At 46.3% G+C, this 14361-nt stretch carries 15 protein-coding genes and 1 other RNA gene; 5 read left to right on the top strand and 11 right to left on the bottom strand.

Going from position 1 to position 14361, the window contains the following annotated elements:
• Window positions 1–23 precede the first annotated feature (23 nt).
• Entirely contained in the window at window positions 24–1235 is a 1212-nt protein-coding gene (locus H3S82_RS00390; protein WP_370541263.1) for an OpgC family protein, read from the bottom strand.
• A 215-nt stretch (window positions 1236–1450) separates the two neighbouring features.
• On the opposite strand from H3S82_RS00390, the gene H3S82_RS00385 reads away from it, so the two are divergent.
• The 4 genes from H3S82_RS00385 (at window position 1451) to H3S82_RS00370 (ending at window position 4585) form a co-directional block, all read left to right on the top strand.
• Window positions 1451–2110, top strand: coding sequence for a thiamine phosphate synthase (locus tag H3S82_RS00385; protein ID WP_198233522.1), 660 nt, complete (start codon window positions 1451–1453; stop codon window positions 2108–2110).
• Entirely contained in the window at window positions 2107–3090 is a 984-nt protein-coding gene (locus H3S82_RS00380) for a tetratricopeptide repeat protein (RefSeq protein WP_198233521.1), read from the top strand. Before H3S82_RS00385 ends, H3S82_RS00380 begins: the two co-directional genes overlap by 4 nt.
• Before the next feature lie 128 nt (window positions 3091–3218).
• Window positions 3219–3782 carry an elongation factor P gene (gene efp / locus H3S82_RS00375; RefSeq protein WP_077973024.1) on the top strand — a complete coding sequence of 188 codons (564 nt, stop codon included), beginning with the start codon at window positions 3219–3221 and terminating at the stop codon, window positions 3780–3782.
• An 11-nt stretch (window positions 3783–3793) separates the two neighbouring features.
• Window positions 3794–4585 (top strand): inositol monophosphatase family protein, encoded by a 792-nt coding sequence (locus tag H3S82_RS00370; protein WP_077973022.1) that lies wholly within the window; start codon window positions 3794–3796, stop codon window positions 4583–4585.
• Between the two features lie 113 nt (window positions 4586–4698).
• Here H3S82_RS00370 and H3S82_RS00365 read toward each other — a convergent pair whose 3' ends face one another.
• Window positions 4699–6021 (bottom strand): FAD-binding oxidoreductase, encoded by a 1323-nt coding sequence (locus H3S82_RS00365; protein WP_198237074.1) that lies wholly within the window; start codon window positions 6019–6021, stop codon window positions 4699–4701.
• 48 nt (window positions 6022–6069) lie between these two features.
• A complete protein-coding gene (locus tag H3S82_RS00360; RefSeq protein WP_246785214.1) occupies window positions 6070–7863 on the bottom strand; it encodes an ABC transporter transmembrane domain-containing protein in 1794 nt (597 codons plus the stop codon).
• Window positions 7864–8031: 168 nt separating this feature from the next.
• On the opposite strand from H3S82_RS00360, the gene rpmE reads away from it, so the two are divergent.
• Window positions 8032–8253: a 50S ribosomal protein L31 gene (rpmE, locus tag H3S82_RS00355; RefSeq protein ID WP_075869314.1), complete on the top strand. Its 222-nt coding sequence runs from the start codon at window positions 8032–8034 to the stop codon at window positions 8251–8253.
• A gap of 348 nt (window positions 8254–8601) precedes the next feature.
• Here the strand turns inward: rpmE and H3S82_RS00350 are convergent, their stop codons facing one another.
• The 8 genes from H3S82_RS00350 to purE all read right to left on the bottom strand — a co-directional run bounded on the left by H3S82_RS00350 (window position 8602) and on the right by purE (window position 14343).
• The gene (locus tag H3S82_RS00350; RefSeq protein ID WP_077972998.1) at window positions 8602–9351 is read right to left on the bottom strand and encodes a YebC/PmpR family DNA-binding transcriptional regulator; all 750 of its coding nucleotides are present in this window, start codon (window positions 9349–9351) and stop codon (window positions 8602–8604) included.
• Window positions 9352–9484: 133 nt separating this feature from the next.
• Window positions 9485–10306 (bottom strand): TIGR00282 family metallophosphoesterase, encoded by an 822-nt coding sequence (locus H3S82_RS00345; RefSeq protein ID WP_075913890.1) that lies wholly within the window; start codon window positions 10304–10306, stop codon window positions 9485–9487.
• 21 nt (window positions 10307–10327) lie between these two features.
• Window positions 10328–10915 (bottom strand): 5-formyltetrahydrofolate cyclo-ligase, encoded by a 588-nt coding sequence (locus H3S82_RS00340; RefSeq protein WP_369459105.1) that lies wholly within the window; start codon window positions 10913–10915, stop codon window positions 10328–10330.
• A 381-nt stretch (window positions 10916–11296) separates the two neighbouring features.
• Window positions 11297–11458, bottom strand: a non-coding RNA gene (gene ssrS, locus H3S82_RS00335) — 6S RNA.
• A gap of 101 nt (window positions 11459–11559) precedes the next feature.
• Complete coding sequence (locus H3S82_RS00330) at window positions 11560–12258, bottom strand: M48 family metallopeptidase (RefSeq protein ID WP_198233387.1); 699 nt, start codon at window positions 12256–12258, stop codon at window positions 11560–11562.
• A 187-nt stretch (window positions 12259–12445) separates the two neighbouring features.
• Window positions 12446–12571, bottom strand: coding sequence for a type B 50S ribosomal protein L36 (ykgO, locus tag H3S82_RS00325; protein WP_075869311.1), 126 nt, complete (start codon window positions 12569–12571; stop codon window positions 12446–12448).
• A gap of 189 nt (window positions 12572–12760) precedes the next feature.
• Entirely contained in the window at window positions 12761–13843 is a 1083-nt protein-coding gene (locus tag H3S82_RS00320; protein WP_198233386.1) for a 5-(carboxyamino)imidazole ribonucleotide synthase, read from the bottom strand.
• Window positions 13840–14343: a 5-(carboxyamino)imidazole ribonucleotide mutase gene (gene purE / locus H3S82_RS00315; RefSeq protein WP_198233385.1), complete on the bottom strand. Its 504-nt coding sequence runs from the start codon at window positions 14341–14343 to the stop codon at window positions 13840–13842. The genes H3S82_RS00320 and purE overlap by 4 nt, the downstream gene beginning before the upstream one ends.
• Between the last annotated feature and the right edge of the window lie 18 nt (window positions 14344–14361).

Below are 14361 nucleotides of genomic sequence, written 5' to 3'. Positions count from 1 at the left end.
GACGAGGGCAATTGGTCCTGACTTCATGCTTTTTGCCAATGTTTATCAGCAAGTCTCGTTGGTGAAAGCTTTTCCTGTTGTCCCGTCGCTTGGGAACTGCGAGCCACATAGTAGGTTTGCCCCGTGGTTGCGAGTTCTTTGGTCGCAAGTTCTTTCGTGGCGATTTTTATCCATTCGAAATAATAGGCTACGGCAAATTGTATGACGATTCCCGTAGTCAAAAGCAATGTGTCGTAATAAAGCCCACCGGGATTTACTATTTTAAGAACCTGGCTCGCCATGGCGAGAATAGTGCCGGCGACAAAGACAGCAAGACTGTGTTTACCAAGTATGGCAAGTGGATGATTGCTTCCGACCTTTGCCAATTTGTTGAGCGGTGTGATTGTGGCAATGAGATAGGCCAGCGCCAGAATATGGAGAAGACGCGGCAGAGAAAGAAAAGTCTTGTTAAAACTGGCAAGAGTTGCGGGAAGTCCCATTGTCGGATTAATCCACCACCAGCCAAGGCGCACCCACAGACACGAGATGACGAGATAGCTTGCTGCGGCAATGACGAGCAGAGGATGGCGAGGAAGTTTACCACCCTTTTTGATATAAATTGTTGTTGCACAGCCGATAACAAACAGGAATTGCCATGAAAGCGGATTGAGAAACCATACACCCTTGGTCGGGAAGTTATGCGGTGCAATGCCATAAAAACCTGCTATGAGATATATTATCAAAGACAGGGCGAGCAGAAGCTTGAGCGATTTTATCGCAAGGTAAAGTATAAAAGGTGTTGCCAGAACCAGAACAAGGTAAAGCGACAATATATTGTTGTAGCCGAGCTGGTGGCCAAGTGTGACGAGACCAAGCAACGATGATGCAGGATCCTTTAACAGAGGCGGTATATTGTTGAGATGCAAAAATTCCGGTCGTTGAAAAAATAATGCTGCGGCGACAAAAATTGCCAGACTCATCAATGTTGTCAGTATGTGGGCTGAATAAAGAGTAGCCGAGCGGCGTAAAAGTTTTAAAGAAATGAGCAACCGGTTTTGTCCGAAAAATTTGCTGCCATAGGCCAAGCCGACAGCTATTCCGGAAATAAGAACAAAAGCTTCTGCCGAATCGGAGAAGCCGAAATGCTTGTGGGTGAGCCATTCGTAAATTGTGCCGGGAACATGGTTTATAAAAATGGTCAGCAATGCCAATGCGCGAAACACATCAATTCGGGTGTCCCTTTTAGACATTGTCATTTGCTTCATAGAATTCTAATCCCTGTTGACCAAACGGCCGATCAAATAAAATTTGCTCACAGCGTCATTATCTGATTTGCAGGCAATTTGAAGTCGAAATATGACAATGCATAATCACATTTCTTTCCAAGGTGAAATCATTGTAAGAAATGATTAGTGTGGAAATGATAGATTCGCCCTAATTCGTCCTTTTTATAGACCTAAATGATAATGCCATGAGTAAAGAGATAAATCACCTACGCCAAAGACTTGTGATGACACTTGACATGCGTCGCAACATAAAGGCCGATCTGTTGATGGATGTTCTCGATAAAGGTGATTTTGCTAGCCTCATTGTCTATGATTCGCAAAATGATACGACATTTCTACAGCAACAGGCCGAATTGCTCGTTAATGCAATCGAGGCAAAGTCTATTGCTTTTCTTGTTTCCAATGATAGCCGCATTGCCGGTCGTATTCACGCCGATGGAATCCATCTTGAAGGCACGATTGAAGACCTCCACACATTGCTTGAACGCCGCCATGATTCAATGATTATCGGCTTCGGCAATTTGCGTGACAAACACAGCTCTATGTTGAGTGGCGAATGTGAGCCGGACTATTTGATGTTCGGTAAACTTGGAGCCGATAAAAAACCGGCTCCTCACCCGCGCAATATTGCACTTTCATCGTGGTGGGCTGAAGTTATGGAAATTCCGGCCATTGTTCAGGCGGGTTCCGACATTGCGACATTTGGCGACGTGATTGCAACGAAAGCCGAGTTTATTGCTGTTGAAGACATTATTTTTGGCCATGAAAACCCGCAACAATCAGTGCGTCAAATTATGCAGTTGATTGAGGACTGCGACGTTCTCGACGGGGAGCTTGCTGAATGAAAACATTCACAAGCAAACTATTGGGTGCGTTTTTTATGATGCTTTTCGCCGGTAGTTCATGGGCTAATGCCGAAGACGCCCGTTCGGATAAAGGTGCAAAGCCCGTGGTGCCGCAACAAACGGGAGAAAATAATTTAAAAGCCGGTCAATATGACAGTGCCTATGATAATTATATGGCAGGAAATTATAAAACGGCATTTCTGGAAGCCTTGAAAAGAGGCGAAGAAGGTGATGCGACAGCTCAAACGCTGTTGGGGCGTATGTATATGGAAGGCTATGCCGTTGCAATTGACGGGGCACGGGCAGCTCTATGGTTCGGCCGCGCTGCCAAGCAGGGCGACCCGCAAGCAGAATTACGTTACGGGCTGTTGGTTTTCAACGGAACCTATGTTCCCAAAGACCCGTCATTAGGCGAGGAATATATTAAAAAAGCCGTGGATGCCGGTGTCCCTGAAGCCTATTTTTATTACGGCCAATTATTATTGAGCAAATCCGATAGCGATGACGCTTTGGAGACCAGTCTCAGCTATTTTTTGAAGGGGGCTGCACGGGGCAATCCGGATTCGGCATTTGCTGCAAGCCAGATATTGGCGCGTGGTACGCCAAAACGTCCGCGTGATGACAATAATGCACGCAAATTGCTGGAGGCAGCTTCTGCAAAAGATCATGTTCCGGCACAAATCACTCTGGCCAAATGGATGGTTGAAGGGCGCGGTGGTCCACGGGATTATGAAGCAGCATTCAATTTGCTGTTAATGGATGCGAGCAAGATGATTGCACCGGCCCAGATCAATCTTGCAAGGCTTTATCGCGATGGTATCGGAACCGAGGGGGATATTGTAAAAGCTGCCGCCTGGTATATGGTAGCCAAACAGGCTAAAATGGAAGCCCCCGATCTCGAAAATATGTTGGAAGGCATGTCAGATGAGCAATTGGCAACAGCCCGCCAAAAAGCAGAACAGCTTATGCCGACACTTTAAAGTTCAAGCATGTCCTTAAATTTGAAGCCGCCCCTTGCTTAAAGACTTTTTTTATGGTCTTGAACAGATTAATCAAGAACATTTTCAAATGTCCTTATTCCACAATAATCTAATGTCGGATAAAAAAGATGAAGATCAATGGTAATGAAATCCGCCCGGGTAATGTGATTGAACATAATGGCAGCCTCTGGGTTGCAGTCAAATGCAATGCAGTCAAACCGGGAAAAGGTGGTGCATTCAATCAGGTCGAATTGAAGAACCTGCTTGATGGAACCAAATTGAATGAACGTTTTCGTGCAGCTGAAACTGTTGAAAAAGTAAGACTCGAACAGAAGGACTATACGTTCCTTTACGAGCAGGGTGACGCACTTGTTTTCATGGATTCGGAAACTTTCGAGCAACTTGAATTGCAGAAAGATTTTGTTGGCGAGCGTGCTGCTTTCCTTCAGGATGGCATGAAGGTCACGGTTGAACTTTATGAAGAAAAGCCGATCGGCATCGATTTGCCAGATCAGGTCACATTGACGATTACCGAAGCCGATCCGGTTGTTAAGGGGCAAACTGCTGCTTCTTCCTATAAGCCGGCGGTTCTCGAAAATGGCATCCGCATTCTTGTGCCGCCGTTTATTTCTTCAGGCGAGAAAGTGGTTGTCGATACAAACGAGCTTATTTATCTGCGTCGTGCAGATTAAGGATTGGTTTGATGGCGCGTTCAGCGATAATGAATGTCATGGTACAAGCGGCAATGAAAGCGGGGCGGTCGCTTGCCCGTGACTATGGCGAGGTACAAAATCTTCAGGTGTCTTTGAAAGGTCCGGCCGATTATGTCAGCCAGGCCGATCGACGCGCAGAAGATATTGTCCGGACAGAGCTTTTAAAAGCGCGTCCGGATTATTGTTTTCTCATGGAAGAATCGGGCGAGATCAACGGTAGCGACACCCAACATCGTTTTATTGTCGACCCGCTCGACGGGACAACCAATTTCCTTCACGGCATACCTTTTTTCGGCGTTTCGATTGCATTGGAGCGTCAGGGCCAGATTGTTGCCGGTGTGATTTATAATCCCGCAATGGATGAACTCTTTACTGCCGAGCGCGGTGGTGGCGTGTTTTTAAATGACAGGCGCATGCGGGTTGCCAATCGTCGCAAGCTTGAAGATTGCGTTATCGGAACAGGTATTCCCCATCTTGGTCGTGGGCATCATGGCGAATATCTTGTTGAACTGCGCAATGTGATGGCCGAAGTGGCCGGTATCCGGCGCATGGGTGCGGCTGCGGTCGATCTTGCTTATGTTGCAGCCGGTCGTCTTGACGGTTTTTGGGAAGATAATCTACAGCCATGGGATATGGCAGCCGGCCTTTTGATGGTTCGTGAAGCTGGCGGCTTTGTCAGTGACAAGGATGGCGGGCAAAATATCTTCGGGAAAAAGAATATCGTTGCCGGAAACGAGCTTATTCATAAAGCACTGATGAAGACGATTAAAAAGCCGATCTGATGGCTAAGCTCTGTTCAAAAATTTCTATCAAATTCCATTCCCGCTTTTTTGAAAGCGGGAATTTTTTTGAGTTAAATCCTGCACATACTTGTTTCGCTTGAGATGTTCTCACTTCATAAATCACCACCAGCAGCGGCTTGTTCCTTTTTCAACCGGTAGCGGGCAACAAGCGAACGGATCGGATCGGGAATAATAAAGCTCGGATGACTGTTCTCGCGAATGAAGCGGATTTCTTCATTATCATCGCCAGAAATAAAATCCGCCGCGCAAACACCGAGATATGTGCCTTTTGCCACGCCAACGCCGTTACAGCCATTCAAAACCATGATGTTTTCGGCAGGTTTATGGAAAACATAATTCTGGTTAAGCGTAACGGCAATCATTCCGCCCCAGGTGAATTCGAACGGGATATGGGAAAGCTCGGGAAAACGGTTTTCGAACGAACGCCTATGGTGGATCAAGGCAAAATCGATATCATCTTTGGAAGTTGTCAATGTCGGGGCAAAACGCAACACATTACGAATAAAGATGCGGTGGTCGGGAGTATAGCGCACCGTTGTGCCCGCCGGATGAGCCGAGGTAATGCCCCACGGTTTTACATTGGAAAAATACTTTTCGACATCACTGGCATCAAGCGGTTTTGTCAGGCTGGCATAAGTGTAAACGGGCGCAAGACGGTGCTTGTCATAGCCGAATTCACTGTTAAAAATATTACCTGCCTCGAAGATAAATTTTGCCGTAATAAGCCCGCGGACGGTTCTAATCACATGCTTGGAACCATAAGTGATTTCTGTAACAGGTGTTTGTTCAAAAAGGCTGACAGAAGGTGGCAAGGCTTTGGCAATACCACGGATAAGTGCGGCAGGATTAACAAGAACATTGCCCTTTGTATAGATTGCCCGTTGATAATAGGCAGATCCCAATCGTTTCGCTAAATCGTCTCCGGCAATATCCTGATAATCAAACCCGTCATTTTTCAGTTGTTCGGCAAAATGGTCAAGATTGCCGAGGTTTCTTGTTTCGTGGGCGGCCATATATTTACCGCTCTCCTGCCAATCACAGGAAATAGCAAAACGGTCTTTAAAATCACCCAAACGCCTTATGGCAAATTTATTCAATGCATAAAGCCGCCGGTCATGATCGGGAGTTGTTTTGCCGCCATCCACATTGTGCGGAACATCAATGATAAAGCCGGCATTCCGTCCCGAAGTTCCTTCGCCGACTTTGAGTGCGTCAATAACAGCAATCTTGGCATCCGGTTGCCGTTCGGCCAGCCGATAAGCCAATGAAAGGCCGATAAAGCCTGCTCCGATAATCACAAAATCAAAGTTTTTATCTTCTTCAAAATTTTTGCCAATTGTTATTCCATGATCGGGCGATGTGGCAAACCAACCCGAAACGCCATCAATTTTCGGCTCCACGCGAATTTGAACCATAATATGGCCTGTTTTCTAATCCCTGTATTTTCTTTTGCCGTATTGTCGTCAATGCGAGAATTGTAGTTTTGCCAAACGCGCATAAAGGCCGTTTTGAGCAACCAGTTCGTCATGTGTACCTTCTTCGACAATAGCACCTTTATCAAGAACAACAATTCTGTCGGCTTTCAAAACTGTTGCCAAACGGTGGGCGATAACCAGTGTTGTGCGATTTTTCATTAATCCTTCAAGCGCTCTTTGTACAAGCATCTCGTTTTCTGCGTCGAGTGCAGATGTCGCTTCGTCAAGCAAAAGAAGCGGCGCATTGCGCAAAATTGCACGTGCAATGGCTATACGTTGCTTCTGTCCGCCTGAAAGGGTAATGCCGCGCTCGCCGACTTCAGTTTCAAAACCGTCTTTCAAATTATGAATGAAGTCGAGTGCATGGGCAGCCTCGGCCGCTTCTTCAATAGCTTTATTGTCGGCCAAAGGATTACCAAAGGCGATATTTTCCCGCAAAGTTCCATCAAAAATGGCGACATCTTGCGGTACATAGGCAATACGCGAACGTAAATCCTCAAGCTTGACTTTGGAAATTTCCGTCCCGTCGAAAGTAAGATTGCCGCTATCGGGATCATAAAAGCGCAAAATCAATGAAAAAATTGTACTTTTGCCACCGCCGGAGGGGCCGACAAAGGCAACCGTCTCTCCGGCTTTGATCGAAAAGGTCAAATTGTGCAAGACAGGTTGTGATTTTCTGGTCGGATAGGCAAAATCGACATGATTGAAGTTGATTGCACCCCGTGCCGGTTCAGGCAGTTTCAACGGAGTGGCGGGAACAGTAATGGTCGTTTTTTCAACAAGCAGTTCGGCAAGTCTTTCGGCCGCGCCTGTTGCCTGTGCAAGCTCGGCGCCAACTTCCGATAATTGGCCGAATGCACTTGCACCGAAAACCGCATAAAGAACGAATTGCCCCAATGTTCCGGCTGTCATGGTTTTATTCAAGACATCGTTCGAGCCAATCCACAACACGGCTACAACACTACCAAAGACAAGAAAAATAGCAAAAGCGGTTAAAAACGCACGCGATAAAATCGACCCACGTGCCGATTGGAAAGCTCGTTCGATCAATTGGGAAAAACGTTTATTGACATTTTGTTCAGCTGTAAAAGCCTGAATGGTTCGGATAGCGCTTACCTGTTCGGAAGCAAGTGCTGTCGCATCGGCAAGACGGTCTTGTGCGAGGCGGGTTCTTTTGCGCACTTTGCGACCGAAAACAATGAGCGGAATAACAACAATGGGAATTGCCACAAGCACCATTGCCGACAGTTTCGGACTGGTTACAATCATCATAATAATGGCGCCAACAGCCATGATAATATTGCGTAAGAAAACCGAAGCTGTAGCACCGACTGCCGATTTTACTTGCGTTGTATCAGCAGATAAGCGCGAGATAATTTCACCGGAACGGGATTTATCGAAAAATTCCGGTGACAGACTGATAATATGGGAAAAAACATCACGCCGGAGATCGGCCACCACATGTTCTCCCAAAGTAATCACTGAATAATAACGCCCGGCTGAAGCAAGAGCCAGAATTGCAGCAAGCAGAAACAGCACCGCAAAATAGGAATTGATCATGGTGCCGTTGCTTAAACTAAAGCCATGATCGAGCATACGGCGGATAGCGATGGGAAGAGCCAACATAACAAGGGCTGCAACAATCAAAGAAACAGCAGCCGAAAAGGCAAGTTTTTTATAACGGAATACATAAGGTTGCAGTGCTGATAATGGACGCAAGCTATGTTTTTTCGGGGCAGATAGTCTTTTTTCGCCATTTTCCATGCTGTTCTTCTTATCCATATTCTATTGTGCCCTTGTGCTATCGTTCGTGCTGTTGTATAGGCAACACCAGATTTTTATCAAAGTCCGGCCACGCCCGGGCTTTGTTTATCAAATTGATGAACGGATGGCATCATGAAAATACACCATGTAACCGTTCGTTACCGTTAGAAGCAGGAAGTTTGCGTCATGAAAGCTGATATTCATCCCGATTACCACACCATCAAGGTTGTGATGACAGATGGCACCGAGTATTTCACCCGCTCCACATGGGGCAAAGAGGGTGATACTATGAATCTTGATATTGATCCGAGAACACATCCGGCATGGACTGGTGGTTCACAGACTCTCGTTGATCGCGGTGGTCGTGTTTCCAAGTTCAAAAACCGTTTTGGCAATCTCGGCCTTTAATAAGTTTCTATTTCCCTTTAAAACCCGCCAATCCGGCGGGTTTTTTATTTTTTAAAACATTGCAGTTATCGGCATAGTGACAATTTTCCAACTGCCCGTCTCGAACCTTAGCCGAAAGCTTTTGTTCAAATGGTAGAGAAGAAGATAAAAGCACGAAAAAATAACAGACAGCCCGATAAAAAGCCCGTTCCCGAAAAACCTACTTTTCAACAAACAAATGGTTTTTGAACAGGGGATAAATCCGGCGAACGGAAAATAAATTCGCCGCCTCAAAAAAAACCGGCCTTCGGGAGGTTTAAAAAACACCCGAAAGCCGGAACAATTCAGTTGGAAACTTCAAGAATAAAATTATTCGGCGGCAAGCTTTGCCATGACTTCGTCACTCACCTCAAAATTGGCATAGACGTTTTGAACGTCATCATCTTCTTCCAAGGTAGAAATCAGACGAAGAACCGATTCGGCTTTTTCTTCATCAATCGGTGTTGTTGTTGTCGGCTTCCAGACGACTTTGACCGATTCGGCTTCGCCAAGTGCGGCTTCCAGTGCTTTGGAAACTTCGCCAACATTTTCAAAAGCGCAGGTAATGACGTGGCCATCTTCATCAGACTGGACATCATCGGCACCTGCTTCAATAGCTGCTTCCATAACTTTGTCTGCGTCACCGGCTTCCGGTTTATAAACAATTTCACCAACGCGATTGAACATGAAGCCGACCGAACCTGTTTCACCCAATGCGCCACCCGCTTTGGTGAAAGCGGCACGAACATTGGAGGCTGTACGGTTGCGATTATCTGTCAAAGCTTCGACAATAACAGCAACGCCGGCCGGGCCGTAACCCTCGTAGCGGACTTCTTCATAATTTTCGCTATCGTTACCGGCAGCCTTTTTAATCGCCCGTTCGATATTGTCTTTCGGCATGGACTGGGCTCTCGCATTTTGCACAGCCAAGCGTAAACGGGCATTCATCGCAGGATCCGGCACACCAAGCTTGGCCGCAACTGTAATTTCGCGGGCGAGTTTGGAAAACATCTTCGAGCGCATCGCATCCTGACGACCTTTGCGATGCATAATATTCTTAAACTGTGAATGGCCTGACATAGATCACCTTTCGGTTTTCACCGACAGCGAGCCTTGGAATGATCGAAGTATCCTGTCGGACAATGTTCTAATAAAAATCTGAATGAGCGCCTTATACGGAAAACGAGTGAAAAGGTAAAGAGTTGCGCGTCTTTCACCAAAAATCCGGCAAGCATTCTTCCAATCGCGGTCCAAGTCGCAAGGCGGATACTTTTTCTGCAAGCCCTGTACGGTCGGAAATTTCAACCGCAAGCCCACAAATGGTTGCAGGCCCGCTTGCCGGTTCATAGCGGCCACGCGATATTTTGGTAACAAAACGGTTGAGCGGCTCTTCTTTATCCATGCCAAGTGACGAATCATAATCACCACACATACCGGCATCCGACATGAAGGCTGTGCCGCCGTTAAAAATCTGATAATCGGCTGTCGGAACATGGGTATGGGTGCCCACCACCACACTGGCGCGACCATCAAGAAAATGGCCAAAACATTGTTTTTCGCTTGTGGCTTCGGCATGGAAATCAAAAATCACGGCATCGGCCTGCTCGCCGAGCGGACATTCTCCCACAATGCGTTCGGCTGCCTCGAACGGATCGTCAAGATCGGGATGCATGAATACCCGTCCCATAACATTGGCAACAAGCACACGCGCACCGTTTTTTGCTATATAGACACCCGAACCTTTGCCTGCCGTTCCTTTCGGGAAATTTGCAGGTCTTAAAAACCGGTCGGCATGATCGGCATAATTTAAAGTTTCTTTCTGGTCAAACGCATGGTTACCGGTGGTTACAACATTTGCACCAGCTTCCAGTGTTTCATTATAGATTTTTTCGGTAATGCCGAAGCCCGAAGCTGCATTTTCTCCGTTAACGACAACAAAGTCGAGTTTAAGACTTGATATCAAGCCCGGAAGCTTCTGGAACACTGCTGTGCGGCCGGATTTGCCAACCATGTCACCTAAAAATAAAAATCTCATAATTCTACTCTAAACATCTCTTCAAAACGATCTTAAACCACTTTCGGTGAGTATCATTGCCAATTTTTGATCGTGAGGTTCGGCCGGTATTGATGGAACTTCCTGACAATCAAAAGCAAGTCCTATCAATAAAGGGTTATGCCCGTTTTCTCTCAAGCTTGCAATTGCCCGATCATAGTAACCGGCACCATAACCAATTCTGTTTCCTTTGTTGTCAAAAGCCGAAAGCGGAACGAGGAGTGTTTCCGGCTCGACGATTTTCGCTTCTTCGGATGGCCCTACGGTACCAAAGCCCATATCAACGAGTTTTCCCTCATCTTCAAAAATTCTGAAAACCATTTTTGTTTTATCGATAATGGCCGGTAAAGCCAGTTTAAATCCATGTTCTTTCAGTGCCAACATAATCGGGCGCGGGTCAATTTCGCTTTTGATCGGCCAGAAACCTGCAACAGTTTTGCCTTTTAAAATGGCAAGCAGCTTTTGAAGCTCATCGACGAGTTTTTGCGAAATGATAACGCGCTGTTTCTCCGGTATCCGGTCGCGTCTAGCCAGTGCTTCCTGTCGAAGCGTTTTTTTGTTGTTGGTCATCTTGCGAGAAACGTCTTCCACTTCCGTTTATTTCTTCAAAGCTGCTCTGCGATTTATTGTTAAAATCCGGTTTAACTTTAACGATAATGGACGATCATCCGGTTTTGTCAAAGCTGTTTTGAAAAATCTTATCAAGAGAACAGTGGAAACCTTTAAATCGTGACGATAACCGCCATGGCTTCTTTAATCATCACAAATCCTCACAAAGATCGGCAAGGTGGTAAAGGAAAGGTCGAACTCGCAATCATTGATCGAAACAATTTGAAGGTGATGCAAAGGTCGATCTGAAGAGACAAGTTTGAAGCTGGAAGAAAACATTTGTCCGGCTAAAATGAAATGAGCCATAGATTATAAGGACAAATAGATTGTCGTTTATGCCCTAAACAATTTGAGAGAAGAAAGTGGCGATCCGCAGCAACCGGTGGAATGTATTTGATCCCGGGAAACCTACAACGTAGGTGGGCGCCATATGAAAAGGCCCACGAGCCTAATCAGGGACAGCTCCCTTAGAGATCAATAAGGCCCCGGGGATGCAGTTATTCCTGTCGAGAAGAGCAGAACGCCTCGGCCAATATAGGTGAAGTCCCGACTTGTTACCAGTCCACAATCAGGTTTTTGAAACTTAATTTGCAAGTTTTATTTAAATCCCGAAATCTTTGAAGAAATCAGATAGCCCGTCCGATTTGTTCTTCAAGAATGTCGCCAACACGTTTTTGCGCGCGTTGCATTTGCGGATAAATTTGCAATGCATCTTCATAGGCGTGTAGCGCAAGCTTATTGCGCCCTGTCATTTCAAGAATCGACCCGACGAGAAACAGGGCATTGTAATTTCTGGGTTCCAATGAAAGCGAGCGGTGAAGATCACTCATTGCAAGTTTCAGGTCATTCAATTGCACATGAACTGCTGCACGACGCGCCCATCCTTCAGCATAATCGGGCTGCAAGGCCACCACATTATCAAGAAAATCAAGCGCCCTGGCATAGTCTTGCTGGTTAATACCATCTTCAGCCCATTGCATAAGAAGATCAATCGTATCACTTCCCGATTGCGACCATAGGCCTTGAATCTGGCGACTGATTTTTGCCGCTTCCTTTTGATTGGCGGTTCTTTTCAAAACAGCAAGCAAGTGGTCAAGTTCAGCCTGCTTTTTTTGTGCTGCATTCTGATCTTTTCCAAGATCGGGCAATGCTTCTTCCCGAGATGGCTTATCGGGAATCATATCTTCCGGTGATAATGGCGGAGAATCAGGGTCTTCTTGTGGTGGAAGTTCCGGCAAGCCTTGAGAAAACACTAAAGAAGGCGACATAGCCGTTATAATAGACAGAGAAATTATGAAAAAACGAATTTTCCATTTATTCATCATGATTTCCTCTGTCAGGGCCGTTTTTCTTTGTCACATGAAGTCCGCGACAGATGATTTTGTTTTTCAACGCCCGCCGCATATTATGGCGGCGATATTATAATGATGAGGGAATTGAAGCAATGGTGGAATATAGTGCAAAATAAAAAAGGCCCCATAATGGAGCCTTTTTAACTCATATATCGAATAATCAACCCTGACGGGCTTTAAAGCGCGGGTTGGTCTTATTGATAATATAAATACGACCTTTGCGGCGAACCATGCGGTTGTCGCGGTGACGACCCTTGAGCGCTCTGAGCGAATTTTTAATTTTCATTTCAATCACCGTTTGTATAACCCGTCGCCGGGTAAAAGGATTGGACCCATAATCGGGCTTGAATTTCGTCGGTCAAATAGCCTGACGATAGAGGGTTTGTCAACTCTAAATCACGCAAAAATAGTGTTTCCATTGTCAAACTCTATCAAGAATCAAACTTTGGAGACGTTCAAGCCTGTCGTTTTGCTGTTATTCGGCACGACCGGTCAGTCTTATAATGTGCCCCATTTTTCTTCCCGCTCTTATGTCCGCTTTCCCGTAAAGGTCGATGAAAGTTTGCGGTTCCGCCAATAGATCGGGCAAGCGTTTCACATCTTCGCCAATCAAATTTTCCATTACACAATTGCTATGCCGCGTTGTTTTCCCCAAGGGAAGACCGGCGACTGCACGTATATGCTGTTCGAATTGCGAGATAAGGCAGGCTGCTTCTGTCCAGTGGCCGGAATTATGAACGCGCGGTGCCAATTCATTGGCCAAGACCGAGCCATCTTTGAGAACAAAAAATTCCACTCCGATCACACCGATATAATCGAGTTCGTGAAGGACCGTTTTTGCTGCCTTTTGCGCTGCCTCGACGGTCTTTTCGTCAATAGAAGCCGGAACGGTCGATGTTCTTAAAATGCCGTCACGGTGAACATTTTCAGGGCAATCATAAAAGGCAATATTGCCATCAAAATCACGGGCGGCAATCACCGATATTTCTTTTTTAAATGGAACAAATCCTTCAAGAATGGCAGGCGCATTCCCGATATCGGCAAGCGCTTGATCAATTTCTTCTTCGGTCGGATTATCAAGCCGCACTTGTCCTTTGCCATCATAACCGAATCGGCGTGATTTCAGAATGCCTTTGCCGCCAACATTGCCGAGACCGGCAATCAGCATTTGACGATTGTCGACAAGAAACCACGGAGCCGTTTTGATACCGCTGTCGTTCAGAAATTTCTTTTCGGTAAAGCGATCCTGAGAAACTTCTAGTGCTGCCGGTTTTGGCAAAACAGTGGCTTTTTTAGCAAGCCGGTCAACGGCGCGAGCAGGAACATTCTCGAATTCGTAAGTGATCACATCGGATAAATTGGCGAGTTCATCCAATGCTTTTTCATCATCATAATCTGCAACAATTTGACGATTAGCTGTTTGTGCGGCGGGGCAACCCGGCGTCGGCTCAAGAATAATTGTATGAAATCCAAGCCGCGCAGCGGCACTTGCCATCATACGGGCAAGCTGCCCACCACCGATAATGCCGATTGTATCTCCTGGTTCAAGATTTTTCATTTTTTCACCTCATCGACGGGAAATTCCGAAACACTGGCCGTTTGATTGGCTCGCCATTCATCAAGCCGACCGGCAAGGGCTTTGTCAGAAAGGGCAAGAACAGAAGCGGCAAGGAGTGCGGCATTGATGGCACCCGATTTTCCAATGGCAAGTGTTCCGACCGGCACACCCGCCGGCATTTGCACAATGGAAAGAAGCGAATCCTGCCCCGATAATGCGCGCGACTGTACCGGAACACCAAATACCGGAAGACTGGTCATTGCGGCAGTCATTCCCGGCAAATGGGCAGCGCCTCCGGCGCCGGCAATAATAATCTTGAAACCGGCCTTTTTGGCGCCTTTGGCAAAATTATACAAACGATCAGGAGTGCGATGAGCCGAAACGATTCTTGCTTCATAACTGATGCCGAGACTTTTTAGCGTTTCAGCAGCATGGCGCATTGTTTCCCAATCGGATTGGCTGCCCATAATAATGGCAACATCATGTGTTTTCGTGCCCATGTTTTTTCCTGTCATAGT

This window comes from Bartonella sp. M0192 (genome assembly GCF_016102305.1).
GTDB classification, from domain to species: Bacteria; Pseudomonadota; Alphaproteobacteria; order Rhizobiales; family Rhizobiaceae; genus Bartonella; species Bartonella apihabitans.
The sequence above is the reverse complement of the archived record's forward strand: the minus strand, read 5'-3'. Positions and strand labels throughout refer to the sequence as shown.

Excerpts from the sequence above, each read along its gene's own strand:
- efp (WP_077973024.1), top strand. The coding sequence starts at position 3,219 with ATGAAGATCAATGGTAATGAAATCCGCCCGGGTAATGTGATTGAACAT.
- H3S82_RS00385 (WP_198233522.1), top strand. The coding sequence starts at position 1,451 with ATGAGTAAAGAGATAAATCACCTACGCCAAAGACTTGTGATGACACTT.
- H3S82_RS00370 (WP_077973022.1), top strand. The coding sequence starts at position 3,794 with ATGGCGCGTTCAGCGATAATGAATGTCATGGTACAAGCGGCAATGAAA.
- H3S82_RS00330 (WP_198233387.1), bottom strand. The coding sequence starts at position 12,258 with ATGATGAATAAATGGAAAATTCGTTTTTTCATAATTTCTCTGTCTATT.
- H3S82_RS00380 (WP_198233521.1), top strand. The coding sequence starts at position 2,107 with ATGAAAACATTCACAAGCAAACTATTGGGTGCGTTTTTTATGATGCTT.
- H3S82_RS00390 (WP_370541263.1), bottom strand. The coding sequence starts at position 1,235 with ATGACAATGTCTAAAAGGGACACCCGAATTGATGTGTTTCGCGCATTG.
- H3S82_RS00350 (WP_077972998.1), bottom strand. The coding sequence starts at position 9,351 with ATGTCAGGCCATTCACAGTTTAAGAATATTATGCATCGCAAAGGTCGT.
- H3S82_RS00345 (WP_075913890.1), bottom strand. The coding sequence starts at position 10,306 with ATGAGATTTTTATTTTTAGGTGACATGGTTGGCAAATCCGGCCGCACA.
- H3S82_RS00320 (WP_198233386.1), bottom strand. The coding sequence starts at position 13,843 with ATGAAAAATCTTGAACCAGGAGATACAATCGGCATTATCGGTGGTGGG.
- H3S82_RS00365 (WP_198237074.1), bottom strand. The coding sequence starts at position 6,021 with ATGGTTCAAATTCGCGTGGAGCCGAAAATTGATGGCGTTTCGGGTTGG.
- ykgO (WP_075869311.1), bottom strand. The coding sequence starts at position 12,571 with ATGAAAATTAAAAATTCGCTCAGAGCGCTCAAGGGTCGTCACCGCGAC.
- H3S82_RS00360 (WP_246785214.1), bottom strand. The coding sequence starts at position 7,863 with ATGGATAAGAAGAACAGCATGGAAAATGGCGAAAAAAGACTATCTGCC.
- rpmE (WP_075869314.1), top strand. The coding sequence starts at position 8,032 with ATGAAAGCTGATATTCATCCCGATTACCACACCATCAAGGTTGTGATG.
- purE (WP_198233385.1), bottom strand. The coding sequence starts at position 14,343 with ATGGGCACGAAAACACATGATGTTGCCATTATTATGGGCAGCCAATCC.